Source organism: Dryocola mayonis (assembly GCF_051307045.1).
Classification (GTDB): Bacteria; Pseudomonadota; Gammaproteobacteria; order Enterobacterales; family Enterobacteriaceae; genus Dryocola.
Genome location: NZ_CP150452.1, coordinates 2,268,834 through 2,295,507, shown reverse-complemented (window position 1 = coordinate 2,295,507; position 26,674 = coordinate 2,268,834). Strand labels below are relative to the sequence as shown.

General features: G+C 58.6%; 18 protein-coding genes and 3 pseudogenes. 5 read left to right on the top strand and 16 right to left on the bottom strand.

Annotated features, from left to right (window positions below; genetic code table 11):
- The 7 genes and pseudogenes from rsxD to WLO32_RS11060 form a co-directional block, all read right to left on the bottom strand.
- Positions 1 to 1,053, bottom strand: coding sequence for an electron transport complex subunit RsxD (gene rsxD / locus WLO32_RS11090; protein WP_435945242.1), 1,053 nt, complete (start codon positions 1,051 to 1,053; stop codon positions 1 to 3).
- Positions 1,054 to 3,123 (bottom strand): electron transport complex subunit RsxC, encoded by a 2,070-nt coding sequence (gene rsxC, locus WLO32_RS11085; RefSeq protein WP_435945241.1) that lies wholly within the window; start codon positions 3,121 to 3,123, stop codon positions 1,054 to 1,056.
- The gene (gene rsxB, locus WLO32_RS11080; RefSeq protein ID WP_435945240.1) at positions 3,116 to 3,694 is read right to left on the bottom strand and encodes an electron transport complex subunit RsxB; all 579 of its coding nucleotides are present in this window, start codon (positions 3,692 to 3,694) and stop codon (positions 3,116 to 3,118) included. The genes rsxC and rsxB overlap by 8 nt, the downstream gene beginning before the upstream one ends.
- The gene (gene rsxA / locus WLO32_RS11075) at positions 3,694 to 4,275 is read right to left on the bottom strand and encodes an electron transport complex subunit RsxA (RefSeq protein WP_435945239.1); all 582 of its coding nucleotides are present in this window, start codon (positions 4,273 to 4,275) and stop codon (positions 3,694 to 3,696) included. The genes rsxB and rsxA overlap by 1 nt, the downstream gene beginning before the upstream one ends.
- A gap of 77 nt (positions 4,276 to 4,352) precedes the next feature.
- Positions 4,353 to 4,793, bottom strand: coding sequence for a DUF2569 domain-containing protein (locus tag WLO32_RS11070; protein ID WP_435945238.1), 441 nt, complete (start codon positions 4,791 to 4,793; stop codon positions 4,353 to 4,355).
- A gap of 99 nt (positions 4,794 to 4,892) precedes the next feature.
- On the bottom strand, positions 4,893 to 5,108 hold the full coding sequence (ydgT, locus tag WLO32_RS11065) for a transcription modulator YdgT (protein ID WP_435945237.1): 216 nt from the start codon (positions 5,106 to 5,108) through the stop codon (positions 4,893 to 4,895).
- A 175-nt stretch (positions 5,109 to 5,283) separates the two neighbouring features.
- Positions 5,284 to 6,685, bottom strand: a pseudogene (locus WLO32_RS11060) (GH1 family beta-glucosidase).
- Positions 6,686 to 6,911: 226 nt separating this feature from the next.
- On the opposite strand from WLO32_RS11060, the gene WLO32_RS11055 reads away from it, so the two are divergent.
- Complete coding sequence (locus WLO32_RS11055; RefSeq protein WP_435945236.1) at positions 6,912 to 7,952, top strand: oxidoreductase; 1,041 nt, start codon at positions 6,912 to 6,914, stop codon at positions 7,950 to 7,952.
- Positions 7,953 to 7,973: 21 nt separating this feature from the next.
- Here the strand turns inward: WLO32_RS11055 and WLO32_RS11050 are convergent, their stop codons facing one another.
- Both WLO32_RS11050 and WLO32_RS11045 read right to left on the bottom strand, forming a co-directional pair.
- Complete coding sequence (locus WLO32_RS11050; protein ID WP_435945235.1) at positions 7,974 to 9,689, bottom strand: ShlB/FhaC/HecB family hemolysin secretion/activation protein; 1,716 nt, start codon at positions 9,687 to 9,689, stop codon at positions 7,974 to 7,976.
- An 86-nt stretch (positions 9,690 to 9,775) separates the two neighbouring features.
- Positions 9,776 to 11,062 (bottom strand): collagen-like triple helix repeat-containing protein, encoded by a 1,287-nt coding sequence (locus WLO32_RS11045; RefSeq protein WP_435945234.1) that lies wholly within the window; start codon positions 11,060 to 11,062, stop codon positions 9,776 to 9,778.
- A gap of 513 nt (positions 11,063 to 11,575) precedes the next feature.
- Here WLO32_RS11045 and WLO32_RS11040 point away from each other — a divergent pair.
- On the top strand, positions 11,576 to 12,574 hold the full coding sequence (locus WLO32_RS11040; protein WP_435945233.1) for a bile acid:sodium symporter family protein: 999 nt from the start codon (positions 11,576 to 11,578) through the stop codon (positions 12,572 to 12,574).
- A gap of 21 nt (positions 12,575 to 12,595) precedes the next feature.
- Here WLO32_RS11040 and add read toward each other — a convergent pair whose 3' ends face one another.
- The 3 genes from add to malX form a co-directional block, all read right to left on the bottom strand.
- The gene (add, locus tag WLO32_RS11035; protein WP_435945232.1) at positions 12,596 to 13,597 is read right to left on the bottom strand and encodes an adenosine deaminase; all 1,002 of its coding nucleotides are present in this window, start codon (positions 13,595 to 13,597) and stop codon (positions 12,596 to 12,598) included.
- Positions 13,598 to 13,714: 117 nt separating this feature from the next.
- On the bottom strand, positions 13,715 to 14,887 hold the full coding sequence (locus tag WLO32_RS11030) for a MalY/PatB family protein (RefSeq protein WP_435945231.1): 1,173 nt from the start codon (positions 14,885 to 14,887) through the stop codon (positions 13,715 to 13,717).
- Positions 14,888 to 15,075: 188 nt separating this feature from the next.
- Positions 15,076 to 16,668, bottom strand: coding sequence for a maltose/glucose-specific PTS transporter subunit IIBC (gene malX / locus WLO32_RS11025; RefSeq protein ID WP_435945230.1), 1,593 nt, complete (start codon positions 16,666 to 16,668; stop codon positions 15,076 to 15,078).
- Between the two features lie 186 nt (positions 16,669 to 16,854).
- On the opposite strand from malX, the pseudogene WLO32_RS11020 reads away from it, so the two are divergent.
- Positions 16,855 to 17,890: pseudogene (locus WLO32_RS11020) on the top strand (Mal regulon transcriptional regulator MalI).
- A 40-nt stretch (positions 17,891 to 17,930) separates the two neighbouring features.
- On the opposite strand, the gene WLO32_RS11015 reads toward WLO32_RS11020, so the two are convergent.
- On the bottom strand, positions 17,931 to 19,457 hold the full coding sequence (locus WLO32_RS11015) for a YdgA family protein (protein WP_435945229.1): 1,527 nt from the start codon (positions 19,455 to 19,457) through the stop codon (positions 17,931 to 17,933).
- Between the two features lie 133 nt (positions 19,458 to 19,590).
- A complete protein-coding gene (gene manA, locus WLO32_RS11010) occupies positions 19,591 to 20,763 on the bottom strand; it encodes a mannose-6-phosphate isomerase (RefSeq protein ID WP_435945228.1) in 1,173 nt (390 codons plus the stop codon).
- 205 nt (positions 20,764 to 20,968) lie between these two features.
- Between manA and fumA the strand changes: the two are divergent.
- Positions 20,969 to 22,616, top strand: a pseudogene (gene fumA, locus WLO32_RS11005) (class I fumarate hydratase FumA).
- Between the two features lie 52 nt (positions 22,617 to 22,668).
- Positions 22,669 to 24,066, top strand: coding sequence for a class II fumarate hydratase (fumC, locus tag WLO32_RS11000; RefSeq protein WP_435945227.1), 1,398 nt, complete (start codon positions 22,669 to 22,671; stop codon positions 24,064 to 24,066).
- 35 nt (positions 24,067 to 24,101) lie between these two features.
- On the opposite strand, the gene tus is transcribed toward fumC, so the two are convergent.
- The gene (gene tus, locus WLO32_RS10995) at positions 24,102 to 25,031 is read right to left on the bottom strand and encodes a DNA replication terminus site-binding protein (protein ID WP_435945226.1); all 930 of its coding nucleotides are present in this window, start codon (positions 25,029 to 25,031) and stop codon (positions 24,102 to 24,104) included.
- A gap of 99 nt (positions 25,032 to 25,130) precedes the next feature.
- Positions 25,131 to 26,435, bottom strand: coding sequence for a two-component system sensor histidine kinase RstB (gene rstB / locus WLO32_RS10990; RefSeq protein WP_435945225.1), 1,305 nt, complete (start codon positions 26,433 to 26,435; stop codon positions 25,131 to 25,133).
- Positions 26,436 to 26,674 lie beyond the last annotated feature (239 nt).

Below are 26,674 nucleotides of genomic sequence, written 5' to 3'. Positions count from 1 at the left end.
TTAACGATGGCCGTAGACGCGCGGACGAGTGTAGTAGTCAATTAGCGGCACGGTGATGTTCGCCAGCAGCACCGCAAAGGCCACCCCGTCGGGATAGCCGCCCCAGGTGCGGATCAGCCAGACCAGCAAACCGGCCAGCGCGCCAAACAGCAGGCGCCCGCGGTTGGTTGTCGAGGCGGTAACCGGGTCGGTAAGAATAAAGAAAGCCCCGAACATCGTCGCGCCGGAGAAAAGATGCACCGCAGGCGAAACGCATTTTTCCGGCGCAAGCAGCCAGCCGAGCGTGGCGCAAAGGGTCAGCGTCAGCAGGAAACTGGCCGGAATATGCCAGCGGATAGTGCCGCGCCACAGCAGGAAAACGCCGCCCGCCATAAACGCCACGTTAACCCACTGCCAGCCAAGTCCTGCCAGCACGCCGCCGTAAATCGGGGTATTGAGCAAATCCGCAGCCTGACGGCCCGCGTGAATGCCCGTTTTAAAAGTATCGAGCGGCGTAGCCTGGCTGATGCCGTCCACGCCGATGCGCAGCTGCGTCATGGTATCGCCCGCGGCCGTGCTGCCGGTGAAGATAACGTGCAGCACGTCGGTAAAGCCCGGCACCGTAGCGGCGATAGACTGCGGCGGCAGCCATGAGGTCATTTGCACCGGGAAGGCGATTAGCAGCACAACGTAGCCAACCATCGCCGGATTAAAGGGGTTATGGCCCAGGCCGCCATAGAGCTGTTTTGCGATAATCACCGCAAAAACCGTCCCGAGAATTATCATCCACCAGGGCGCCAGCGGGGGAAGGCTGATCCCCAGCAGCAGGCCGGTCAGCGCGGCAGAATTATCGCCAAGGGTAAGACGCAGCGACTGCTTGCGCAGCTTGACCACCAGCGCTTCAGCCGCCACCGCGCTGAGAATGCCCAGGGCGATTTGAATCAGGCTACCCCAGCCGAACCAGAAGCACAGCGCTGCGATGCCCGGCAGGGCGGCGTAGGTCACCAGCAGCATGATCCTTGAGGTGCTGCGCTGGTTGTGGGTATAGGGAGAGCTTGCGATTTTAAAAACCATTTAATCCTCTGGCGCCATCTGCTGAGCGGCTTTACGTGCCTGTACGCGGGCGATGGCCGCAGCGACAGCCGCTTTTCTTGGGTCTTGTTCTTCTGTGGAACCTGCTGCAACGGCCTGTTCCTGCTGAGCCGCTTTACGCGCTTTGGCGCGGGCGATAGCGGCTTCGACGGCGGCCTTGCGCGGATCAACCGGCTCGGCAGGCGCGGCATCTGCGACAGGTTCGCTGTTTGCCTGCGCCGCTTTACGCGCTTTGGCTCGGGCGATAGCCGCTTCGACTGCTGCCTTACGCGGGTCAACCGGTTCGACAGGCGCGGCCTGGGCGACGGTTTCGCTTTCGTTACCCGCCTGAGCCGCTTTACGCGCTTTGGCGCGGGCGATAGCCGCTTCGACCGCGGCTTTACGCGGATCGGCAGCTGTGGTTTCCGTAGCCTCTGCCTGCTGCGCTTTTTCCGCCTGTTTTGCGCGCGCCTGCGCTTTGCGGGCCTCGCGCGCGGCGATTATTTCGCTGTTGTCCGGCTTGCTGCCAGCCTGCACGATAATCGGCTCGCTGCCGGCGGCGTTTTTGCTTTTCACGCGGGCAAGAGCCGCCTGAATCGCATCGCTGTCTTTGGCTGAAGGTTGAACCGTGGCCTGCTTATGACGCTCAAGGCGCGCGGCTTTTTCGCGTTCAAGGCGCGCCTGGCGCGCTTCAAAGCGCTCTTTGGCCTCGGCTGTACGCTTCGCTTCCAGCTCGATTTCGCGGATTTGCGCTTTTTCCTGACGGAAATACTGCACCAGCGGAATATTGCTCGGGCAAACGTAAGCGCAGGCGCCGCACTCGATGCAGTCCTTAAGATTATGCGCGGTGGCTTTGTCGTGCTGCTGGCCTTTGCTGAACCAGTACAGCTGCTGCGGAAGGAGATCCGCCGGGCAGGAGTCCGCGCAGGCGCTGCAGCGAATACAGCTTTGCTCTTCGCCCGGCTCGCCCATTTCGTTTGCCGAAGGGGCGAGCAGGCAGTTGGTTATCTTCACCACCGGCACGTCGAGCCACGGCAGGCTAAAGCCCATCAGCGGGCCACCCATAATGACCTGCTGATCCTGGGAAGGGCGGAAACCGGCGAAATCCAGCAGGTGACGAACCGGCGTGCCCAGACGCGCCCAGACGTTGCCGGGCCGGGCGACGGCTTCGCCCGTTAAGGTCACCACGCGTTCGGTCAGCGGTTCGCCGTCGATGATTGCGCGTTTTACCGCATAGGCCGTACCGACGTTCTGCATCAGTACGCCGATATCCGACGAGCGCCCGCCGTGCGGAACCTGCCTGCCGGTGAGGATTTGCGTAAGCTGTTTCGCGCCGCCGGACGGATATTTGGTTGGGATCACGCGTAGCTGAATATCGTGTGCATCGACCAGCACCGCGCGCAGCATGGAAATCGCCTGCGGTTTATTGTCTTCAATACCGATTAACACCCGCTGCGGCTGCAGGATATGCGCAAGAATGCGGATGCCTTCGACAATCTGCGCCGCGCAGTCCTGCATCAGGCGGTCATCCGCGGTGATGTACGGCTCGCATTCGGCGGCGTTAATAATCAGCGTCTCGATTTTATCGCCGCCGCCCTGCAGCTTGTTGCCGGTCGGGAAGCCCGCGCCGCCCAGGCCGGCGACGCCGAACTGGTGAATACGTTCGATTAACGCTTCGCGGCTGCGGCAGCGGTAATCCGCCCAGCCGTCCAGCTCGGTCCAGGTATCCTTACCGTCGGCCTCGATAATCACGCTCAGCTCGGCAAGGGCTGAAGGATGAGCCGTGGAGTGGGGCGTAATCGCCGTAACCGTACCTGAAGTGGGCGCATGAACCGGCAGCATTCTGCCGCGTCCTTTGGTCAGGGGCTGGCCGCGCAGCACGAAGTCTCCGGCTTTCACGCAGAGTTCGCCCTCGGCGCCGATATGCTGCTTGAGGGGAAGAATAAGCCGTTTCGGCAGGGTAACCTGGCGCAGCGGCGTGCCGTTGGACTGGTTTTTCATCTCCGGCGGATGAATGCCGCCGTCAAAGTCCCAGATACGATCTTTATGAAAACGTTTGAAGAAATTAAGCATGTTGCTCCACCGGAATATTACGTACCGGAATCGTCTGCAGATCCCATTTCCAGCTTTCAGTGGTGGTGGCGACCGGCACCAGCTCAATACAGCTTGTCGGGCAAGGGTCCACGCACAGATTGCAGCCGGTGCACAGGTCGCTCATCACGGTGTGCATCGCACGGGTTGCGCCGACAATGGCGTCGACCGGGCAGGCCTGAATGCATTTCGTACAGCCGATGCAGTTGGCTTCATCAATAACCGCCAGCATGCGCGCGGGAGCAAGCGCTGAATCATCGCCTTCGATAGGCTGCGGATCGACGTTCAGCAGGGTGGCGATTTTTTGCATGACCGCTTCGCCGCCGGGGGCGCAGAGGTTTATCCTGGCGCCGTTATTGCCCACCGCTTCGGCATAGGGACGGCAGCCGGGGTAGCCGCATTGGCCGCACTGGCTTTGCGGCAGCAGCTCTTCGATTTTCTCGACGATAGGGTCTTCTTCAACGGCGAAGCGGCGCGAGGCATACCCCAGGATCAGACCAAAGGCCAGCCCCATCAGGGTCAGCGCGGCAACGGCAATCCACACGGTGCTCATCAGAATTTCACCAGCCCGCTAAAGCCCATAAAGGCCAGAGACATCAAGCCTGCGGTAATCAGCGCAATGGCGTTGCCCCGGAAGGGCGCCGGCACGTCGGCCACGGCAAGGCGTTCGCGAATTGCCGCGAACAGAACCATCACCAGCGAAAAACCGATCGCCGCGGAGAAGCCGTACAGCGCGGATTGCAAAAAGTTGTGGCCGAGATTGACGTTTAACAGCGCCACGCCCAGCACCGCGCAGTTGGTGGTGATAAGCGGTAAAAATATGCCTAACAGACGATAAAGCGCAGGGCTGGTTTTGCGCACCACCATTTCGGTGAACTGCACCACCACGGCGATAACCAGAATAAAAGCAAGGGTGCGCAAATAGACCAAATCCAGCGGGATCAGGATCAGGTCGTTAATCACCCAGGCGCAAATCGAGGCCAGGGTTAAGACGAAGGTGGTGGCAAGCCCCATGCCGATGGCCGTCTCCAGCTTTTTGGAAACGCCCATAAACGGGCACAGGCCGAGAAACTTCACCAGCACGAAGTTATTGACCAGCACCGTACCAACAAAGAGCAGCAAGTAATCTGTCATTTTCTAACCTGAAACGAAAAAAGCCGTCCATTATCGGCGAAAAAATAATCGACGACAACAGGGTATTTATAGGGTTATTACGGATTAATAAAAGTTTGCTTCACGCGCTGCGAGCGTTTGAGGTAGGGCACCAGCAAAGAGGCGGCGAGCAGCGGGAACAGAAGCTGGCGTAGCGCCAGTTCGTCACTGACCGGAGAAAAGGCAAAGGCTTTAAGCGCCAGCAGCACCGAAATCAGCAGCCAGAGAATATAGTGACGCACCGTTTTTTTGCGGCGTTTAAAAAATGCCACGGTCAGCCATACCGTGTAGCCCCACATGGCGATGGCGCAGGCAACCGAGAAGTACCAGAACAGCACCATGTTGTGCCCCTGGGCGTTCATCAGGCGATGGCTTTCAGGAGAGATGAGCATCATCAAATAGATGACCAGCGCAATGGAGCTGCTAAGCAGGGTCAACAGCAGCCAGGCGAGAGGGGCAATAAGCCAGCCTGCAATACGCGGCGCTTGCGTGGTAGTCATGTAGCCTCCCGAATGCAAAATAACGAAATGCGTTTCTTATGTGTGACATAAGGCGGGGGGATTATAAGACTTTTTACGCGTAATGCTACCCGCAAGCGGTTACACGACGTAACGCCAGACGGATTTCGGCACGCGACCGGGATCGAAAAGCCGGCCGCCCGAAACCAGCTCGGCGCGGCGATGATCCGCGGCGCGGTACATATTGATAATCTCGTGGCTGTCGGTAAGGCGATAATTGAGGTGATCGAACAGTTTTTCCAGGCTTTCCAGCGTGGTGATTTTCCTGAACTTAATTAAATAATCTTGCACTGTCATAGCGTTGGGTATCCATACCTGAAAGGGCGTCTGCCGCCTGCCTGCGGCGAATAATAAACGCTGCCCGGCATTCCCTTTAGCGCAATTGTCAAATAACTGATTATTTAAGATTTTTCATCAATCTGCGGCGGAAATAAATCAGGCCCGTTAACCGGGCCTGATTGGGATAACCTGGCTACCTTTTTTCGCCGCGGCTGGCGATCAGCTCCTGATACCAGAAGAAGCTTTTCTTGCGCTTGCGCGCCAGCCCGTTTTGATGGTCCACATAAACGAAGCCGTACTGCTTCTGATAGCCGTTGAGCCAGCTTAGCAAATCGATAAACGACCAGGGGTAGTAGCCCCGCACGTCGGCGCCCTGCTGCATGGCGGCCTCGATGGCGTCGATATGTATTTTTAAATAGTCGATGCGCGGGTCGTCAACGACTTCGCCGTCGATAATGGGATCTTTGGCGCCAAGGCCGTTTTCGGTGATATACATGGGAATATCGCCGTAGCGCGCTTTAATCTGCAAAATACCTTCGGTTAACCCCTGCGGGTAAATCTCCCAGTCCCAGTCGGTATAAACGCCGGTGGGGTTACGAACAAATTTAAATAAACCCTTAAAGCCAAATTCGTGGCCGCTATTACGCTCGCCGCTGTGATTGGCCTGCAAATGCGTCTGCTGGTTATTGGCGGCAACGGTTTCGCGTTTGTAGTAGTTAAGGCCGATAAAGTCGCAGATATTTTCTTTGAGCAGCTGCTCGTCGCCGGCGGCGAATTGCGGCACGTTCCACAGCTCCCGGGCCCTGGCCAACAGCCGGGCGGGATACTCGCCCTTTAACACCGGATCGTACAGCCAGTGGGTCCAGATGCCGTCGGCCAGCTCTGCGGCTTGCTTATCTTCCTGCGAGTCCGTTAGCGGCGTATGGGTCTGCAAAACGTTCACAAAGCCGATGGCGCCCGCGATTTGGCCTGCGCGAAACGCTTTCACCGCCCCGGCATGAGCCACGAAGACGTGGTGGCAGGCCTGAATAGCGCGGGCGGGATCGCGCACCGAAGGCGGGTGGCTGCCGGTGATATAGCCGTGGCCGATAAATACCACGGTTTCGTTAAAGGTTGACCACAGCTTCACGCGGTCGCCAAAGCGGGCATAGCACAGGCGGGCGTAATCCACGAAGGGCCTCGGCGGTGGCTCTGTTTTCCCAGCCGCCCTCATCCTGTAACGCCTGCGGCAGATCCCAGTGATAAAGGGTGATCATGGGTTCAATATTGTTTTCGAGCAGGCAATCAATCAGCTCGCTGTAGAATTGCACCCCGGCCTCGTTAATTTCCCCGCGCCCCTGCGGGAACAGGCGCGGCCAGGAAAGCGAAAATCGGTAGCTCTGCAATCCCTGTTCGGCCATTAGCGCCACGTCTTCACGGAAGCGGTGGTAGTGGTCGACGGCGACGTCGCCGTTGGTGCCCTGGAAGGTGGCGCCCGGCTGATGGGCGAAGACATCCCAGATTGACGGGCCTTTGCCATCGGCATCATGGCCGCCCTCAACCTGATACGCCGCGGTAGCGGCACCCCAAAGAAAGTGTTGCGGAAAAGCTGACATGACCAGGCTCCTTGAGTTGACTCGACCCCGGCAGTGTAGGCAGGGCGGCCAGATGGCCGCAACCGGTTTCCGAAACCGGTTTCATATTTGCGAACTGAATCACTTTTGCCGCCGGACGCGCTAACGCCTGGCAAGTGTGCAACCAGCACGTAACAATTAAAGCAGCTGTTGTTACACTAAACAGGATGATGTCAAATGAGGGCGTCCATAAAAGTGAGGAATACAAATGAGTGATAACATTCGTGTCGGGCTAATCGGCTACGGTTACGCCAGTAAGACTTTTCATGCGCCGCTCATCGTTGGCACGCCGGGAATGGAGCTTGCGGCGGTATCCAGCAGCGATGAGTCAAAGGTCCATGCGGACTGGCCGACGATGCCGGTAGTTTCCGACCCACACCATCTGTTTAACGACCCATCTATCGATCTCATTGTGGTTCCCACCCCCAACGATACCCACTTCCCGCTGGCGAAAGCCGCGCTGGAGGCCGGCAAACACGTGGTGGTCGACAAGCCGTTTACCGTGACGTTGTCACAGGCACGCGAACTGGATGCGCTGGCGAAAAGCCGCGGCCAGCTGCTTTCGGTGTTCCATAACCGCCGCTGGGACAGCGATTTTCTGACGCTAAAGGCGCTACTGGCCGAAGGCACGCTCGGCGAGGTGGCCTATTTTGAATCTCATTTCGACCGCTTCCGCCCGCAGGTGCGTAACCGCTGGCGCGAGCAGGCGGGCGTCGGCAGCGGCATCTGGTACGATTTGGGGCCGCACCTTCTCGATCAGGCGATTAACCTCTTCGGCCTGCCGGTGAGCTTAACCGTCGATCTCGCCCAGCTTCGTCCGGGCGCCCAGGCGACGGACTATTTCCACGCCGTGCTGGCCTATCCGCAGCGTCGCGTTGTGCTGCACGGTTCCCTGCTGGCCGCCGCTGAATCCGCGCGTTATATCGTGCACGGCACCCGCGGCAGCTACATTAAATATGGCCTCGATCCGCAGGAGGATCGCCTGAAGGCGGGCGAAAGACTGCCGCAGGAGGACTGGGGCTATGATATGCGCGACGGCGTGCTGACCCAGGCCGTGGGCGAGGTGATGGCCGAGCAGACGCTGCTGACCGTTCCGGGCAACTATCCGGCCTACTACGCCGCGATTCGCGACGCGTTAACCGGCCACGGTGAAAATCCGGTGCCGGCCGCGCAGGCGATCCAGGTCATGGAGCTTATCGAACTGGGCATTGAGTCGGCGAAAAAGCGCGCGACGCTGAATCTGGCTTAAACGGAGCCCCGGCGTCTGTTGCTATAAATTGTTAAAATTGTAGGTAAACGTCAGGCTAAAACGCCAGCCGCGCTTATCACTGTCGCCCGGCCTGTCGGCCAATGGCCGGGCGCCTTCCACCGTTACCCGATAGTGCTTATCGTCCCCTAACATTACCCCCGCCGCCGCTGAGGCAAGCCGCTGATGGCGGTAGCCGGACTGGTTAAACCAGGTCTGAGCGCTGTCAAGCAGCACGTAGGGCTGCACGCTTTTAAGCCATCTCGCTTCCGGCCGCGCGTGGAGATAGCGCAGCTCAAGCTGCCCGCCGTAGCCGTAATCACCGCTGGCCTCGCCGTCGGGATAGCCGCGACCGAAGCGCTGGGCGCCGAAGGTGACGCGCTCGGCCTCGGGCAGGTCATTATCCGACCAGTCGCCTTCAAGGGCGGTGCTCAGCCGCCAGTTTGGGATAAACAGCCAGCCCGCCTCCAGGTTTCCTTTCCAGCGTGTGAAGTTCAGGTCGCTGCCTTCAGCGGGCGAGGCGTCTGCGCCGAAGGCATCGATACCCTGGCGCAACGTCAGGCGCGACACGAGGCTTGCGGTAGCAAATTCACGGGAACCGTTAACCGAAACTTCTGCCGCCGGATAGCGGGCGTGCTGATGTACCGAAGGCAGATCCAGGGTGTTGCCAAAGCCCTGCGCGCGCAGCCGGTAATCGTTGCGCTTGTCCACATAATCCAGACCGCCGCTGACGCTGAGCTGTTTCTTACGTTCAAGGATCAACGGATAGTTGAGCGAGGCGCCGGCGGTATACTGCTGCGTTTTTTGCCGGGCGTCGATGGATACGCCCTCCGGCAGATAAAGCAGCGGGCTGTAATCGCGCGGGTCTTCCCGGTAGAAGCTGCCTTTAAGCTGCAGCAGCAATCCCTCGTCGGTGAGGTATTGCTGGTAGTTTGCCCCAAGATAGGTTTTACGCGTGTCCTTATCCAGCGGAATAAGCGTGGCCAGCCCCAGCCGATCGCCGTGCGTGGTGAGATTACTCAGCGTGCCGTTTACCAGCGCCAGGTTTTGCCCCTTGCGAAAATCCATCGTCGAGGAGAGATCCCAGCTATGCGGCTGCTTTGCGTCAACCTGCATCGTCGCCGCCCCGTAGATGTTATCGGGCAGGCGGGCGTTTGCCTCCACGACGGTGGCGGGCGTTCTGGCCATCAGCAAACTGTAGCGGTCGAACCTTGCCTGAGTCAGCGGCTTTTCCGTCATCATATGCTGCGCCAGACGGCTTAACCGCACGCCGGCGGCCGCATTTTCACTCTTTATAAAGCTGTGGGCGATATAGCCTTCCACCAGCACGATGCGAACCGTGTCCTGGCGAAAGTTATCCTGCGGCAGGAAGGCATAAGAGAGGGGATAGCCGTCCTGCTTATAGCGTTCGGTAATCGCATTCGTCAGCAAAACGATCTCCCCCAGCGGCACCTTTTTGCCGATCAGAGGACGAAAAGGGGCGACAAGCTCCGGCAGCGGGTAGCGCGTGCCGCCGATAAACTGCACATGCCGTACCGCAACCAGCGTCTGCGCGGTCAGCTTTGGCTGCTGAACCGCAACCGTCACCCGCGGCGCGGCGTTTTGCTTTGTAGAGCTGACGGGCATATTTTGCGAGGGCCTGGCCGGGTTTTCCGGGTCTATCAGGGCGGGAGCCGTATCCGCGTAGCTTACGCACGCGGTGGCACCATAAAGCAGCACGGCGCTAATTCGATGCTTCATCGGCAGGTCCTTCGTCACGCGCTGAAATCAGCTTTAAAATGTATGCTCCCGCCGTTAATACGGGAGCATGCGTGCCGTTATCAATATTATTTTTTAGGCGTCAGAACGCCGCCCAGGGTGGTAGTCAGGCCGCTGACCGGGCCGCCTGTGCTCCCGGCAGCAGCATTGTTGGTGGTAGCGGTATTGGTCGTCAAAGCGGCTGTCAGCCCGGTGGTTACGCCATTAACGGTTGCGCCAAGGTTTGCAGCCAGCCCTTGTTTACCCACGTCGACGTTGGCATCGGCCCCCGCTGATATGCCGCCTGCGCCGGAGCTTCCTGAACCCTGCGCCGGCTTGACCAGGCCGCCGGTATCCGTCACCACTTGACCTACGTTTTGCACAAGCTGCCCGGTACCGTTGAGCGCAGGCGCGCTTTCGCTGACCCGGGCGCCAGCGCCGCTGACGCCGGTGCCTACCGTCGTCAGCAGGTTATTGACCGGCGCGCCAAGTCCCGTCGCGCCGCCCACGGCCTGGGTGGTTTTCTGGGTATCGGTAAGGGCGGTATTTACCGCCCCGGTGGTCGCGGTGGTCAACCTTGTGACACCGTCACTTTGTACGGCCGAGGTCAGGGCGTTGCCCGTACCGGTAACCACTCTGCCGGTAGAGTCGACTACGCCGCCCACGAGGCCCGTCGCGCCGTTAACCGGCGTACCTGAGGTCGTGCTGGCAAGGTTGGTCCCGATAGCCGAAACGGTCGTGCCTAATCCGGACACCGTCCCGGTTGTGCCGGCGAGCGCCGTTCCCAGCCCGTTGGGATTATTAGCGTTGCCGGGCCCCTGGGTTATGCCATTGCTCACGGTGGACACGGCCGTACCCGCGCCTTCAACGGCCAGGGACACGGTTGAGGTAACGGGATTATTGCTAAGTGGGATTTGGCTGCCGACGTCGGTGAGCGTGGAGCCCAGGCCGCTGCCGGCATTTCCCGTATCTTTGAGGATATTATTTACGGCCGAGTTATTCGACGCGGTGCTGGTGCCCCCGCCATCGCCGCCTCCGCCGGTGCCGTCGCCTCCCGTACCCGTGCCGCCGCCGGCGTTTCCGCCTCCGTTACCGGTACCGGCGCCTGCGCCGGAGCCGCCATTGCTTCCGGAACCTGAACCCGTACCGCCGTTACCTGCGGTTGCGCCGTTGCCGTTATTGCCGCTACCGTTGCCTGCGTTTGCGCCATCCCCATTGCCATCGCTGCCGTTACCGGCGGTGCTGCCATCACCGCTGCCTGTTCCTCCATCCGAGCCGGCGCCCGAACCGGCGTTACTGCCGGTGGGCCGGATTGTTTTTCGCCGTATTATGCGAGCCGCCGCCGCTTCCACTACAGGCGGAAAGTGAAAGTGCAAGAAGTACTACCACCGCAACCGCGCTGAGGTGGCCAACGTTATTTGAACGCATAATCATACTCCACAGAATAGAACGCCAGAGGGCGTAATAATAATTGTAAGTTAATTTTTCATCACCGCCATTGGCGCGATAAAATTATTTCATAAAAGGTTAATAAATGACGACGAGATCGCCTTTGTTTTTATTGGTAGTTAATTTTGAATTAATTTCCAATATTTAATCCAATAAAATACAATGAGTTATAATAAACTTTAGAGTGGTTGTTTTATTACATTCAGGCAGCTGGCTAAGCTGCATGATTTTTGTTATTGAGAATGTTCTTAAGGAGAAAATTGCATGACCTTAAAAGAGACATTGTGCTTTATATTAAATTACCGAACGAAGCGGGTAATACAGAATATATGCTTTGAAATTCCCCTTAAATTTCGTGGGTTTCCCATTGCTCGCAACTTTAATAAATTTGATGCAAAGTAAGGAAATGAAGTTCCCGAAACGTTAATGAAGGACAGGACATGGGTTGGTTGCAGCGTCTGAAAATCGATAAATTTTTACTGGTGATGATTGCGGTGGTGGTGGTGGCCTCGCTCTTTCCCTGCGAAGGCGTAGTCAAAACGGGGTTTGAATATCTGACCGCGGTTGCCATAGCGCTGCTGTTCTTTATGCACGGCGCGAAGCTTTCCCGCGACGCGATCGTGGCGGGGATAGGGCACTGGAAGCTGCATCTGGTGGTGTTTCTCAGCACCTTTGCGCTCTTCCCGCTGCTTGGCCTGGCGATGGGCTTTTTGTCGCCCGCCGTGCTTAACCAGCCGCTGTACATGGGCTTTCTCTATCTCTGCGCGCTGCCGGCGACGGTGCAGTCGGCCATCGCTTTTACCTCCGTGGCGGGCGGGAACGTGGCGGCGGCGGTTTGCAGCGCCTCGGCATCCAGCATTCTGGGGATATTTCTCTCGCCGGTGCTGGTCGGCGCGCTGATGAATACCCAGGAAGGGTCGACGGATACCCTGCATGCGATTGGCAAAATTATCATGCAGCTGATGGTGCCCTTTGTGGTTGGCCACCTGTCGCGCCCGCTGATTGGCCGCTGGGTGGATAAGCATAAAAAACTCATCAGCCTGACGGATCGCTCCTCCATTCTGCTGGTGGTGTACGTCGCGTTCAGCGAAGCGGTGGTGCAGGGGATCTGGCATCAGGTTGACGGCTACGCCCTGTTGGGCGTGCTGGCATGCTCAGTGGTGCTGCTGGCGATAGTGCTGTTGATTAATACCTGGGCTGCGCGGCTGCTGGGCTTTAACACCGCCGATGAGATTACCATTGTCTTCTGCGGCTCGAAGAAAAGTCTCGCCAACGGCGTGCCGATGGCGAACGTCTTATTCCCTGCGAGCGCGGTGGGGATGATGGTGCTGCCGCTGATGATTTTCCACCAGATTCAGCTGATGGTGTGCGCGGTCCTGGCCCAGCGCTATGCGCGTAAGACGGCAAAAGAGAAGCGGCAGCTGGAGTCAGCCTCCTGACCCGAGTCGCCGCCGGCGCTATTAAGCAGCGCGCACTTTAGCAAGCAGCGCCTGCTTTTCAGCTTCGCTAAGGAAGGCGATTTTTAAACCATTCTCCTGCGCGGTGCGGATCTGCGCCGCGCTCAGGCCCGCCTGCGGCGCCGCAACGGTATATTCGTGAACGATATCGATGCCCTGAACCGCCGGGTCGTCGGTATTAATGGTCGCCAGCACGCCGTGGTTGAGGAACTTGACCAGCGGGTGTTTATCCAGCGACGCCACTGTGCTGGTCTGGATATTGGATGTCAGGCAGGATTCGATGCCGATGCCTTGCTCCGCCAGGAAATCCATCAGCGCAGGATCCTCAATCGCCTTGACGCCGTGACCAATGCGCTCGGCGCCCAGCTCGCGAATCGCCTGCCAGATGCTTTCCGGCCCGGCCGCTTCGCCCGCGTGCACGGTGATGCGCCAGCCGGCGTCGCGCGCGCGGTTAAAATGATTAAGGAACAGGCTGCCGGGGAAGCCCAGCTCATCGCCCGCCAGATCCAGCGCGGTTATCCGATCGCGGTGGGCAAGCAGGGCTTCCAGCTCGGCCTGACAGGCGGCTTCGCCGAAGGTGCGGCTCAGAATGCCAATCAAACGGGCTTCGACGCCAAAATCACGGCAGCCTTCGCGCACGCCTGCGATAACGGCCTCCACCACTCCGGCAACCGGCAGGCCGTGCGTCATCGCCATATAGCCCGGCGAGAAGCGCAGCTCAACGTAATGCAGGCCGTTACGGGCGGCGTCTTCAATATTTTCCCAGGCTACGCGGCGGCAGGCGTCGAGGGTGGCAAGCACCTTCACGCCCCAGTCCAGCTTCGACAGGAAGCTCACCAGGTCCGGCGCGGTTTCCACCACCTGCACGTGCGGGATCAGGGATTCAACGGTGGTTGCCGGAAGCGGCAAATTATACTGGCGGCCCAGGTCAAGGATAGTTTGAGCACGAATGTTGCCATCAAGGTGGCGGTGCAAATCGGTTAACGGCAGGCTGGTATCAATCATGGTCGCACTCTTTTTTTGATTAAAGTGCGACACATTATAAAAACATTCATAGCCAAAATGCTATCTGCCGGCAGCAATAAGTTGCGCAAATAAAAGGGCGGCGGCCTCCCCGTTGCTTTATTGCAGCGATCGGATAGCGGCGATGAGGCGCTTGACGCCCTCTTCAAGCTTCACCCGCGGGCAGCCGGCGTTGAGCCGGATAAAACCGTTTCCTTCAGCGCCGTAGGTATATCCCGGCATGATGGCGACCTTTTGCTGCTCAATCAGCACTTTTTGCAGAGCTTTATCATCCAGGCCCAGCGGACGCAAATCGATCCACGCCAGATAGGTCGACTGCGGCGGCCGCCAGCTAAGTTGCGCAAACGCCTCGTTCAGCGTACTGGCGACGTACTCAAGATTGCTTTGCAGGTAGGCGCGCAGGGCCTCAAGCCAGGGCTCTCCTTCACGATAGGCTGCGATATGCGCCACCAGCGCCAGCACCGCAGGCGAGGAAAGCCCGTCCTGGCCCTTGAGCACGCCCAGATAGGCCTGCCGATCCTGCTCATCGCTAATCAGCCCGTATGCGCCGGTCAAGGCGGGAATGTTGAAGCTCTTCGAACCGGAGGTAAACAGCGCCCAGCGCCCTTTGCCCACCTCGCACCACGGCGTGTGCCGATGGCCGTCCCAGACCATGTCCATATGGATTTCATCGCTGATGACGCGCACGCTATGGCGTTCGCACAGCTCCGCCATGGTTTCCAGCTCTGCACGCGTCCAGACTTTGCCCGTCGGGTTTTGCGGGCTGCACAGCAGCATGATTTTGCATTCAGGTTTTGCAAGCTGCGCTTCAAGAGCGGCCATATCACACAGCCAGCCCGCGGCGGTATTGCGCAGCGGGGCGCTGAATACCTGGCGATCGTTGCCGGCGATGGCTTTATAAAAGGCGTCGTAGGCAGGCGTATGGATAAGCACCGCGTCGCCCGGGGCGGACCACAGGCGGATCAGCTGCGAAACCATATAGATAACCGACGGACCATAGACCAGGCTTTCAGCATCGACAGCGCTGTTAAAGCGTTTTTGATACCAGTGCGCAACGGCGCCGATAAAATCGTCATTCTTCCAGCGGCTGTAGCCAAGCACCCCGTGCGTAAGGCGCTGCTGCAGCGCCGAGAGAATAACCGGAGCGGTGGGGAAATCCATATCGGAGATGGTGAAGGGCAGCAGATCCGCCGCGCCAAAACGGTCCGCCACGTAATCCCACTGGGTGCACCACGTGCCGTGGCGATCGACCGGAACAGAAAAATCGAACATAGAACCTCACAGCAAAGGGCGCCGCTGCGCCCCTGAGACATTGATAAAGCATTATCGTGCTTAAGGGGGAGTTAATCATGACTGATAAAATCAGGGATAATATTTTCTGGTTTATCCCGGACGACCGAAAACCACGCTTTTCGGTCGTTTGTCATCAACCTTAAGGGCGCCGCCGCGCCCTTTGTGGTTTACGCCTGCGCGGTACTCATCAGGCTGGCCATTTCATCTTTAACCGACTGGACCTGCGGCCCGATAACCACCTGCAGATTGTGCTGGTTTAGCTGCACAACGCCGATGGCGCGAAGGTTTTTCAGCGCGGCGCTGTCCACCAGCGACATATCCTTCACCGTCATCCGCAGGCGGGTAATGCAGTTGTCCAGCGTGACGACATTTTCCGCGCCGCCAAGCGCTGCAAGCATCGCCGGAACGTTGTAGCCGGATTTGCCCACCTGGCCGGCGATCGCTTTTTCCGCGCTGCTGGTGGTGTCGATATCGCGACCGGGCGTTTTGATGTTAAAGCGGGTAATGGCGAAGCGGAAGATGCCGTAGTACGCCGCGAACCAAACCGCGGCCACCACCGGCACCATATACCATTTGGTCGACAGACCGTGCAGGATGCCGAAGACCACGAAGTCGATAACGTTGCCGTCGGTATTGCCGATAGTCACCCCCAGCACCGCCATCATGGTAAAGCCGAGGCCGGTGAGCAGGGCGTGGATGAGATACAGCACCGGAGCCACGAACAGGAAGAGGAACTCCAGCGGTTCAGTGGTGCCGCCCACCACGCAGGCGATAACGCCGGAAATCAGCAGGCCTTTAATCTTGTGGCGGTTTTCCGGACGGGCGCAGTGGTACATCGCCAGGGCCGCGCCGGGCAGGCCGCCCAGGAAGGCCGGCATTTTACCCTGCGAGAGGAAGCGGGTCGCGCTTTCAGAGAAACCGTGCACCGTCGGGCAGCTCAGCTGCGCCTGGAAGATGGTCAGCGCGCCGCTGACGCTGTGGCCGCAGACGTCCATAGTGCCGCCAGCTTCGGTAAAGCGAATCAGCGCCACCAGAATATGCTGCAGGCCAAACGGCAGCAGCAGGCGCTCGCCGGTGCCGAAAATCATCGGGCCGAACACGCCGGCGCTGTTAATCAGGTTGCCGATGCCGGTGATGCCGGCTGCGAATACCGGCCAGATTAAAGGGATAACCAGGCCCACCAGGCCCATCACCACGGTGGTGATAATCGGCACGAAACGGGTGCCGCCGAAGAAGGCCAGCGCGTCCGGCAGGCGGATATTGTGGAAGCGTTTATGCAGCATCGCCACGATAACGCCGGCGATCACGGCGCCAAGAATGCCGGTATCGATGGACTGAATGCCCAGCACGTTCTGAATATTGTTCGCTTTCAGCACCGCGGCATCGGTGGTCGGCAAAATACCTTTGGCGGTTAGCCAGAAGTTAACCCCGAGGTTCATCACCACGTAGCCGACAAAGCCGGCGAAGGCGGCCACGCCTTTGTTTTCGCTCGCCAGCCCCAGCGGGATGGCGATACAGAACATAACCGGCAGGAAGCTGAAGGCAAAAGAGCCGACCTTGCTCATCCAGACAAAGATCAGCTGCAGCGCCGGATTGCCCAGCGCAGGAATTAAGGTGACGACGTCATGGCTGCTTAAAGAGCTGCCGATACCGAGCATAATGCCGCAGAATGACAGCAGCGCCACCGGCAGCATGAAGGTTTTGCCAAGGTTTTGAAAAAATTCCCACAGCGTGACTTTTTGTGATGTATTAGCCGCCATAACGACTCCTGTACCGGGGTTAAAAGACAGTAACGGTGCGAAACAGCGCGGATGATAAAACGTTTTACCAAACTATAGTGCGCGACAGTTCACAGTTTAAAAAGAGAGCTGCGCGCCTGATATACGAGTTTGGGTAAAACGTTTTATCCTGTGCCACAACTGATTCACGGAGGAGCTGTACTGGCTATGAGCACGATGGCAAAGAAAATCACCATTAACGACGTGGCCGACGCCGCAGGCGTCTCGGTTACGACGGTTTCGCTCGTGCTGAGTGGCAAAGGGAGGATCTCTGCGGCTACCGGTACGCGCGTCAATGAAGCCATCGAAAAGCTCGGTTTTGTACGCAACCGGCAGGCGGCGTCGCTGCGCGGCGGACAAAGCGGCGTCATCGGGCTGATCGTCCGCGATTTGTGCAACCCTTTTTATGCGGAGCTGACCGCCGGGCTGACGGATGAACTGGAAAAGCAGGGCAAACTGCTGTTCCTTACCCAAAGCGGCGCTCAAGGCCAGCATATGCAGCGCTGCTTCGATACGCTGCTGGGCCCAGGGCGTGGACGGCATTATTATCGCCGGCGCGGCGGGACAGGGCGCGGAGCTGCGGGAATTAGCGGAGCAAAAAAATCTGCCGCTGGTTTTTGCCTCCCGCGCCAGCTACCTCGACGAGGCGGATATCATTCGCCCGGATAATATGCAGGCCGCGCAGCTGGTGACGGAACATTTAATTAAGCGGGGGCACCAGCGCATCGCCTGGATCGGCGGCCGCGGCTCGTCGCTGACGCGGGCAGAACGCCTGGGAGGCTATTGCGCGACGCTGTTAAAATTCGGCTTGCCTTTCCACAGCGAATGGATAATCGAATGCGAGTCCAGCCAGAAACAGGCGGCGGATGCCATCACCACTTTGCTGCATCACAACCCCACCATTACGGCCGTGCTTTGCCACAACAGCACCATCGCCATGGGCGCGTGGTTCGGCCTGCTGCGCGCGGGCAGACAAAGCGGAGAGGGGAGCCTGGACAGCTATTACGACCGTCACGTCGCCCTGGCCGCCTTTGCGGAGGTGATGGATGACGAGCTGGACGATTTGCCGCTGACCTGGGTTTCGACGCCGGCAAGAGAAATCGGCCGCAGCGCGGGGCAGCGCATCCTGGCGCGAGCGAAGAACGGCGAGGAGGAAATGCGCAGCCAGATAATGCCCGCGCGGCTGGTGGTGCGCAATAGCTAAGGCTGAAAAGCAAAAACCTCCCGAAGGAGGTTTTTTTTACTTACTGCGCAGGCGGCACGGCCGGCGCCGGCGCTTCAGGCTCCGGAGGCGCGACGTCCATTCCCGGCAGGGCAAACATCCCTACCAGTTCGCCCAGCGACATCTGCTCGCCGTTTAGCGACACTTTGCCGCTGCCGTACTGCAGGCTGGTGGTGATGCTATCGTCCTCAACTTTGGTCACGCGGAACATCTGGCCCATGGCCGCAAGGCCCTTGATCTGCTGGCTGGCCAGCTTAGCGGCGTCTTCAGCGTTATAGCCTTCAAGCTGCGCGACCTGCGTCATAAACGCCGTAGCCATATCCATCGGGATAACCAGCCTGCTGTCGAGGGATTTCACATAGCGGTCAAGCTGCTCTTCAGGAGAGTTCGCCGGGCCGGTTGCGCCTGCGGGATCCTTCATATACAGCGAAAGGTTAAAGGTGCTTTCGCCCTTATCGTTTTTCCAGCTCAGCGGCGCAACGGTCACAACCGGGCTGCCTTTTAACAGCAGCGGGAAGTTGGCTGCAAAGACTTCGATGGCTTTTTGCTGATAAATTTCCGGATTTTCCGCCACCGCCGGGTCGGCCAGCAGCTGCTGGGTTTGCGCGTTATAAATTTTGCTGAACTGATGCAGCGCGGCGCCGTCGATATTGCCGACTTTCAGCGTCAGTTTGCCGCTGCCCATATTTTGATTCTGCACCTTCAGCGCATCGATGGCGTAATCGATTTGGCCGGAGAGATGCTTTTTATCCTGCACGTCGGACTTAGCGTTAAGCGTCAGGCCTTCGAGCACCGCCAGCTCCTTGCCTTCCACGGCAACGGCCAGTTTTTCGACCGAGGCTTTTTGCTCGCCCACGCGCTCGTCAAATTCGCTGCGTTCGCTGTTGCCGTCGGTTTTCACGCCGTTGAACGTCATCTGAACGTGCTGGCCGTACTGGTTAACGGTATTCACCAGGCCGCTTTGGGCTTCGCCGGACACGGAGATTTTATTGCCTTCGCCGTCAACGTCCGCGGTGAACTGGCCGCCGCTGAAGGCCATTTTCTCTTCGCCGTTTTGATAGCTCAGCGGCAGCAGCTTGATATCGGATGCCGTCGCGCCGCTGTAGCCCACGCGGGTTTGCGCATCGATAAAGGACTGGCCTTTGGTAATGTCAAACAGCGGCTTAGTGGTGGGGTTGTTGACCAGCACGGTACGGATGGAGGCCATGCCGGGAAGCAAATTGAATTTTTTCAGCTGGGCAAACGGGAAGGGACCGTGGTCGATAGTTTCCGCGAGCACGACGCTCTGGCCGGGTTTCAGAAGCGCGCTTTGCGCGCCCGCCGTTGGCTTAACGACCAGCTGCATGCTGCTGTGGAACAGGCCGCGGTGGTAATCCTGATAGCTCAGCGTCAGGCCGGCTTCCGGCGAGGTCCTGTTTAATTCGGCGTTGGCATTGCCAATCATCTCAGCCATGCGTCCTTCAAGCTGTTTACCGGTGTACCAGGCCGCGCCCGTCCACACCACGCCCAGCGCAACAATTACACCTACCGCAACCAGTGATTTTTTCATCGTGTCCTGTCCATTTTGAAGCGGCGGTCAGACATCCCCTGACCGCCGAATGAAAAACGCCCGCGGGCGTTTTAGAAAACTATCGCTCTAAGCTTAGCAATCCACACGTAAAAGATCAGTAAGTTACTTAAAATCAGAGCCTGTTGTACACGCGGGCGATACGGCCTACGCCGCTTGCGGAAACCGGAGATTCGTTGGCCGCGATAAAGGCGGACTCGCCGGGCCTGAGTACCAGCTGCTGCTCGCCTTTGCTAAGCACGGTTTCGCCTTCCACGCAGAAGATAATCGCTGCGCTATCCTGCGCCAGCTCGGCAGGCGTTGCGTTCAGATCGTGTAAGGAGAAGGCGAAATCAGCCACCGGAACAGGGAAGTCCAGCTCGCTGCCGTTTTGCTGCGGCTGCGTCAGCAGTTCGTCCGCGGGCTTGGGCTCAAACCTGACGTTTGCGACCAGCTCCGGAATATCGATGTATTTCGGCGTCAGGCCCGCGCGCAGCACGTTGTCCGAGTTCGCCATAACCTCCAGCGCCACGCCTTTAAGGTAGGCGTGAGGCGTTTCGGCAAACAGGAACATGGCTTCGCCCGGCTGAAGTTTAACCACGTTGAGCAGCAGCGGGGAGAACAGGCCGCTGTCGTCGGGATAGAATTCGGCGATCGCGCGAATGGTTTCCCACGGCTCGCCCTGCTGGCCGTTCAGCGCGGCTTTCAGGATGGCTAACGCGCGGGATTTTTCCTCGCCCTGCATATTCAGCAGGCTGGCGAACAGCTGGGCCAGGCGTTCGGCACCGGGCTCCTGCAGGAAGTGGGCGATGGCGCCGTGCGCGCCGGATACCGGTTGCAGCAGGGAAACAATTTCAGAAAATTCGCGAAAGGCGTTCATGGCGAGGAACGGGGTTAAGGCGAAGACCAGCTCGGGCTTGTGGTTAGGATCTTTGTAGTTACGCTCGGCTGCGTCAAGGGGGATGCCGGCCGCGTTTTCTTTGGCAAAGCCGATTTCAGAAGCTTTTTTGTTCGGGTGTACCTGAATGGAGAGCGGCTGATCGGCGCAGAGCACTTTGAAGAGGAACGGCAGCTCGCCAAATCGCCGGGCGACGGCCTGGCCGAGGGCGGCGTTCTGGTCGGCGTCAATCACCTCGCGCAGGGCGCGCGGCTGGCCGTTTTCCAGCACTTTCGAGCTGCTTTTAGGGTGCGCGCCCATCCACAGTTCCGCCATCGGCAGGTTTTCAGGATTCTGTACGCCGTAGAGATCCGTTAAGGCGGTTTTACTTCCCCATGCGTAGTTCTGCACCGAGTTGATTAATTTTTGCATTATCAAGCCCTGTTCTAATGTAGATAAGATTCCGGCTATTAAACCAATTATCCGTGGGGAAGTAACCAGGGCAGCAAAAAGTCGTATTAGTCTCAGTTTTTGTTAAAAAATTGTGTAGCATGTCGTGATTCGATTTTTAACAAGGCGCAAGATGGCGCCCGAAGCCAAAATAATTAACGTAGCTGATGTCGTAAGTGAGAGAACAATGCCGAACAAAGCCTTTCATTATCAAGAGCCGTTCCCGTTAAAAAAAGATGAAACCGACTATTACCTGCTGAGCAAAGACTATGTTTCCGTCGGTGAGTTCGAAGGGCAGGAAGTCCTGAAAGTTGACCCGCAAGCCCTGACCCTTCTCGCCCAACACGCCTTCCACGATGCCTCATTTATGCTGCGCCCGGCCCATCAGCAGCAGGTTGCCGACATCCTTAGCGATCCCGAAGCCAGCGAAAACGACAGGTACGTCGCGCTGCAGTTCCTGCGCAACTCAGAGATAGCCGCCAAAGGCATTCTGCCTACCTGCCAGGATACCGGCACGGCCATTATCGTCGGCAAAAAAGGCCAGCGCGTGTGGACCGGCGGCGGCGACGAGGCCCGCGTTGTCGCAGGGCGTCTATAACACCTACATCGAAGACAACCTGCGCTATTCCCAGAACGCCGCGCTGGATATGTACACCGAGGTGAATACCGGCACCAACCTGCCTGCGCAAATCGATCTCTACAGCGTGGACGGCGCGGAGTACAAATTCCTGTGCATCGCCAAAGGCGGCGGCTCGGCCAACAAAACCTATCTCTATCAGGAAACCAAGGCGCTGCTAAGCCCGGGCAAGCTGAAGGATTATCTGGTGGAGAAAATGCGCAGCCTCGGCACCGCCGCGTGCCCGCCGTACCACGTCGCCTTTGTTATCGGCGGCACCTCGGCGGAGTCCACGCTTAAAACCGTCAAGCTCGCCTCCACTAAATATTACGACGGCCTGCCGACGGAAGGTAACGAGCACGGCCAGGCGTTCCGCGATATTCAGCTGGAAGCAGAGCTGTTAAAAGAAGCGCAGAACCTTGGCCTTGGCGCGCAGTTCGGCGGCAAATACTTCGCGCACGATATTCGCGTGGTGCGCCTGCCGCGACACGGCGCTTCCTGCCCGGTCGGCATGGGCGTTTCTTGCTCCGCGGACAGAAACATCAAAGCGAAGATCAACCGCGACGGCATCTGGCTGGAAAAGCTGGAGCACAATCCGGGCAAATTTATTCCGCAGGCGCTGCGCCAGGCGGGGGAAGGCGAGGCGGTTAAGGTCGACCTCAATCGTCCGATGAGTGAAATCCTCAAACAGCTTTCAGGGTATCCGGTTTCTACGCGTCTTTCCCTGAGCGGGACTATTATTGTGGCACGCGATATCGCTCACGCTAAGCTCAAGGAGCGCATCGACAGCGGTGAAGGCCTGCCGCAGTACGTGAAGGATCACCCGATTTATTACGCCGGCCCGGCAAAAACGCCGGACGGCTATGCTTCCGGTTCGCTTGGGCCAACCACCGCAGGGCGCATGGACTCCTATGTGGATCTGCTGCAGGCCAACGGCGGCAGCATGGTTATGCTGGCGAAAGGCAACCGCAGCCAGCAGGTGACCGACGCCTGCCACAGGCACGGCGGCTTCTATCTGGGCAGCATTGGCGGCCCGGCGGCGGTGCTGGCGCAGCAAAGCATTAAGAGTCTGACCTGCGTCGAATATCCGGAGCTGGGAATGGAAGCCATCTGGAAAATAGAAGTAGAGGACTTCCCGGCCTTTATTCTGGTGGATGACAAGGGCAACGACTTCTTCCAGAAAATACACGCCTCGCAGTGTACAAGGTGCGTGAAATAAACCACTGAAACCGCGCGCGCCGACGCTTTTTTAAGCTCAAAAGGAGAGACAAATGGCATCCAGTCGTATCGAAAAAGATTCCATGGGACCCATTGATGTTCCGGCAGACCGGCTCTGGGGGGCGCAAACCCAGCGCTCGCTCGAGCATTTCCGCATTTCTACGGAAAAAATGCCCGTAGCGCTGATTCAGGCGCTGGCGTTGACCAAGCGTGCGGCGGCCAAAGTGAACATGGATCTCGGCTTGCTGGCGGCGGAGCGCGGGAAAGCGATACTGGCCGCCGCAGACGAAGTGCTGGAAGGCAGGCATCCTGATGAGTTCCCGCTCGCCATCTGGCAGACCGGCTCGGGCACCCAAAGCAACATGAACATGAACGAAGTGCTGGCGAACCGCGCAAGCGAGCTGCTGGGCGGAGCCCGCGGCATGGAACGCCTGGTGCATCCCAACGATGACGTGAACAAGAGCCAGAGCTCCAACGACGTTTTCCCGACGGCGATGCACGTTGCAGCGGTTATCGCGGTACGCGAACAGCTCATTTTGCAGCTCAGGGTGCTCAAAGACACTTTGCAGGACAAAGCGGAAGCCTTCCGCGACATCGTCAAAATCGGCCGCACGCATCTGCAGGACGCCACGCCTTTGACGCTCGGCCAGGAAATCTCCGGCTGGGTGGCGATGCTTGAGCACAACCTTAAGCATATCGAACAAAGCCTGCCCCACGTGGCGGAGCTGGCGCTTGGCGGCACCGCGGTAGGTACGGGGCTGAACACGCATCCCGAATACGCCGTACGGGTGGCGAAGGAGCTGGCTGACATCACCGGTCAGCCTTTCGTTACCGCGCCGAATAAATTCGAGGCGCTGGCCACCTGCGATGCGCTGGTCCATCTGCACGGCGCGCTCAAAGGTCTGGCCGCGTCGCTGATGAAAATCGCCAACGACGTGCGCTGGCTGTCGTCCGGCCCGCGCTGCGGCATCGGCGAAATCGCCATTCCTGAAAACGAGCCGGGCAGCTCCATCATGCCGGGCAAAGTAAACCCGACCCAGTGTGAAGCCATGACCATGCTGTGCTGCCAGGTGATGGGCAACGACGTGGCGGTGAACATCGGCGGCGCATCCGGCAACTTTGAGCTGAACGTCTATCGCCCGATGGTTATCCACAACGTGCTGCAGTCGATTCGCCTGCTGGCCGACGGCATGGAGAGCTTTAACGAGCACTGCGCCGTCGGCATCGAGCCGAACCGCGACCGCATCAGCCAGCTGCTGAATGAATCGCTGATGCTGGTGACGGCGCTGAATACGCATATCGGCTACGACAAAGCGGCGGAAATCGCCAAGAAGGCGCATAAAGAGGGGCTGACCCTGAAGGCCTCCGCGCTGAAGCTGGGCTACCTGAGCGAAGAGGAGTTTGACGCCTGGGTACGGCCGGAAGAGATGGTCGGCAGCATGAAGTCCTGACCCTGGAGCCTGAGCGCCTCTTCGGAGGCGCTTTTTTATTGCTCGCAATACAGGTGCAGACGCGGGATCAGTAACCGCAGCGCCTGCGCTTCGGGTTTGTAGCGGTGACGAATATTCTCCGCGTCATAATTTAACAGCTCGCCTGTCTCCGGCGGCATCTCGCCTTTATCGCGCTGGCACAGCACGACCAGGGGCGAAGGGCAGGCGAGCTGCACCTGCTTTTGCCGTTCCTGATACCACACCCGCGCCACCGGCTGCACCTTCACCGGCCGCTTGATTTTCAGCTTCGCGCCCGCGCAGAGCATGGCGACGTTATTCATCTCCCGCTCGATTTGCGCGGCCCACTGTTCGCGCGTGTAAGGCGGCACGGCGCGGTTTGCCTTGCGGCTTTTCTCCAGCATCGCCATAACCTCGTCGCGGGTCAGATTTTTGATTATCTGCTTGTTGGCCCAGCCGAAGCGCAGCGTGGTGGGATTATCGATAAGGGAAATGGCGCGGTAGGCATTGAGCGTAATCAGGCCGGGAAGATGGCGGTGCACCCACTCAAAGCGCTGCACGCTCGCAAGGCCCGAATCAACGCTGATAATCTTCTCCAGCGCGAGTTTGCGCTGATTTATGCAGGCGATCAGGTCATTGATCTCCCGGTATTGCTCAGCGCTTACGTCGTAACAAACGGCGCCGGGAAGGCGCACCGCGGCCTTGCTGCTGATTTTTTCCGACTGCTGCTGGATGAAGAGGCGGGTAAAGTGCGCAAGCGTCTTCTCATGCGCCTCCTTGCCGACCAGCTGCCTGACTTCAATCTGCGTCAGCGGCTCGTGCTCCTGACCTTTCTCTATTAGCGGCAGGGTAAACACGCGGCCCACCAGCAGGCGACAGGCCGCCAGCTGTTCCTGCAACTGGTGCAGATCCCGCTCCAGCTCGCGGAAGGTGGTGGTCAGTCGTTCAATCAGGTCGTAGTCAGTCATCGCGCGCCCACTTTAGTTACAACATACTTATAAGTTATAACACAGGAAATATAACCTGACCACCAGCGTCGCCATCGGTCAGGCAGGTTAAAAAGGGCCTCAGGCAGCAGGCAGGGACGGAGCGCCGGAAAGCGTGACGGGCCAGCTAAAGCGGAAACGGGCGCCGCCCAGAGCGCCGCTATCCACGCTGACCGCCCCGCCCATGGCTACGGCAACGGAGTGAACAATCGCCAGCCCCAGGCCGCAGCCGCCGGTGGCCCTGTCCCGGCTGGGGTCCAGGCGCACAAAGGGCTGGAAAACGCGTTCGCGTTCCTGCTCGGGAATGCCCGGCCCGTCGTCTTCGACCTGCAAAACGGCGCTCTGCGCATCCAGCCACAGGCTGACGCGCAGCTTTTGCCGGCTGTAGCGAAGGGCGTTATTGATCAGATTATCGATAACCCGCTCCATCAGGCGCAGATCAATCTGCCCGAAAATGCCGGCGGCGGGGCACTCCAGTTCGATATGCCGATGGGGATGAATCAGGCGGACGTCGGCAATATGGCTCCGCAGCCAGTCCGGCAGGTCAACCTGCGAAAGGTGCAGGTCGGTCTGAGGACGGTCGAGGCGGGCGTAGGTCAGCAGCTCATCAATCAGGCCTTCGAGCTGGCCGATATCACGGTTAAGGGCCTGCGACTCTTCGTCGGTAAGGTTATCGCTCATCTCCAGCCGGTAGCGCAGGCGAACCAGCGGCGTACGCAGTTCGTGGGCGATGCCGTCGATCAGCAGCTTTTTACTGGCGATCAGCGCGTTAATGTCGTCCGCCATCTGGTTAAAGGCAACGCCCAGGCGTTCAAAGCTGGAGGCGCTGTCAAAATGAATGCGCTCGTCCAGATGCCCTTTGCCAAGCCGCTGCGCCGCGGTTTCCAGCTTCAGCATGTCCTGCCAGTGCGGGCGCATCCAGATGAAAACGGGGAAGGCGAGGGAGATGGCGATAAAAATCATCAGCGCGATATCAAGCAGGCGCATCTGATGCAGGAAAAATAAATAGGGTATAGGGCCGACGGCCAGAACGTAATGGCTGCGGGGAATGCGCTGGATAAACGTATATTCATCGTCGAGGGCGACGATTTCGCCTTCGCGCAGATGGCGCGCGGTCATCTCATCAAGCTTGAATTTGCTCATCGGCTCGATGTTCAGCTTAAACGAAAGGTTAAGATCGAGGTCGTTGATGGTTTTATTCCAGTCGCGGGGGGGAATTTCCCGCAGCTCGCTGCGCATCAGATAGAGGGAGCTTTTCATCAGGTCGTCCAGCGACTGTCGCCCCGCGCGCTCGGCGGTAAATTTATAGACCAGCCCGACCAGCATAGTCATCACCAGAAAGCAGACAAACAGCAGGAGATAAAACTGAATAAACAGCTTTTTCATTCAATATCACCGATAAAACAACGAATTAATTAGTTGACCCTGGGCGGCCGGGGCATTACGGGGGATGACCGTATCCGCCAATACGCTTATTCAGGAACGTAATCCGATCGCCGCAGGTGCATTTACCCACGCCGGGCAAACGGTGTAAACCATTTCAGCATTTTCATTAGCCATCCGTTTCGCGATGCGCGCCTGGTTTGCGCCGGCTTCATTATTTCTGCTCAATTTTTGTGTAAAAT

Excerpts from the sequence above, each read along its gene's own strand:
- rsxD (WP_435945242.1), bottom strand. The coding sequence starts at position 1,053 with ATGGTTTTTAAAATCGCAAGCTCTCCCTATACCCACAACCAGCGCAGC.
- rsxC (WP_435945241.1), bottom strand. The coding sequence starts at position 3,123 with ATGCTTAATTTCTTCAAACGTTTTCATAAAGATCGTATCTGGGACTTT.
- rsxB (WP_435945240.1), bottom strand. The coding sequence starts at position 3,694 with ATGAGCACCGTGTGGATTGCCGTTGCCGCGCTGACCCTGATGGGGCTG.
- rsxA (WP_435945239.1), bottom strand. The coding sequence starts at position 4,275 with ATGACAGATTACTTGCTGCTCTTTGTTGGTACGGTGCTGGTCAATAAC.
- WLO32_RS11070 (WP_435945238.1), bottom strand. The coding sequence starts at position 4,793 with ATGACTACCACGCAAGCGCCGCGTATTGCAGGCTGGCTTATTGCCCCT.
- ydgT (WP_435945237.1), bottom strand. The coding sequence starts at position 5,108 with ATGACAGTGCAAGATTATTTAATTAAGTTCAGGAAAATCACCACGCTG.
- WLO32_RS11055 (WP_435945236.1), top strand. The coding sequence starts at position 6,912 with ATGAGTGATAACATTCGTGTCGGGCTAATCGGCTACGGTTACGCCAGT.
- WLO32_RS11050 (WP_435945235.1), bottom strand. The coding sequence starts at position 9,689 with ATGAAGCATCGAATTAGCGCCGTGCTGCTTTATGGTGCCACCGCGTGC.
- WLO32_RS11040 (WP_435945233.1), top strand. The coding sequence starts at position 11,576 with ATGGGTTGGTTGCAGCGTCTGAAAATCGATAAATTTTTACTGGTGATG.
- add (WP_435945232.1), bottom strand. The coding sequence starts at position 13,597 with ATGATTGATACCAGCCTGCCGTTAACCGATTTGCACCGCCACCTTGAT.
- WLO32_RS11030 (WP_435945231.1), bottom strand. The coding sequence starts at position 14,887 with ATGTTCGATTTTTCTGTTCCGGTCGATCGCCACGGCACGTGGTGCACC.
- malX (WP_435945230.1), bottom strand. The coding sequence starts at position 16,668 with ATGGCGGCTAATACATCACAAAAAGTCACGCTGTGGGAATTTTTTCAA.
- WLO32_RS11015 (WP_435945229.1), bottom strand. The coding sequence starts at position 19,457 with ATGAAAAAATCACTGGTTGCGGTAGGTGTAATTGTTGCGCTGGGCGTG.
- manA (WP_435945228.1), bottom strand. The coding sequence starts at position 20,763 with ATGCAAAAATTAATCAACTCGGTGCAGAACTACGCATGGGGAAGTAAA.
- fumC (WP_435945227.1), top strand. The coding sequence starts at position 22,669 with ATGGCATCCAGTCGTATCGAAAAAGATTCCATGGGACCCATTGATGTT.
- tus (WP_435945226.1), bottom strand. The coding sequence starts at position 25,031 with ATGACTGACTACGACCTGATTGAACGACTGACCACCACCTTCCGCGAG.
- rstB (WP_435945225.1), bottom strand. The coding sequence starts at position 26,435 with ATGAAAAAGCTGTTTATTCAGTTTTATCTCCTGCTGTTTGTCTGCTTT.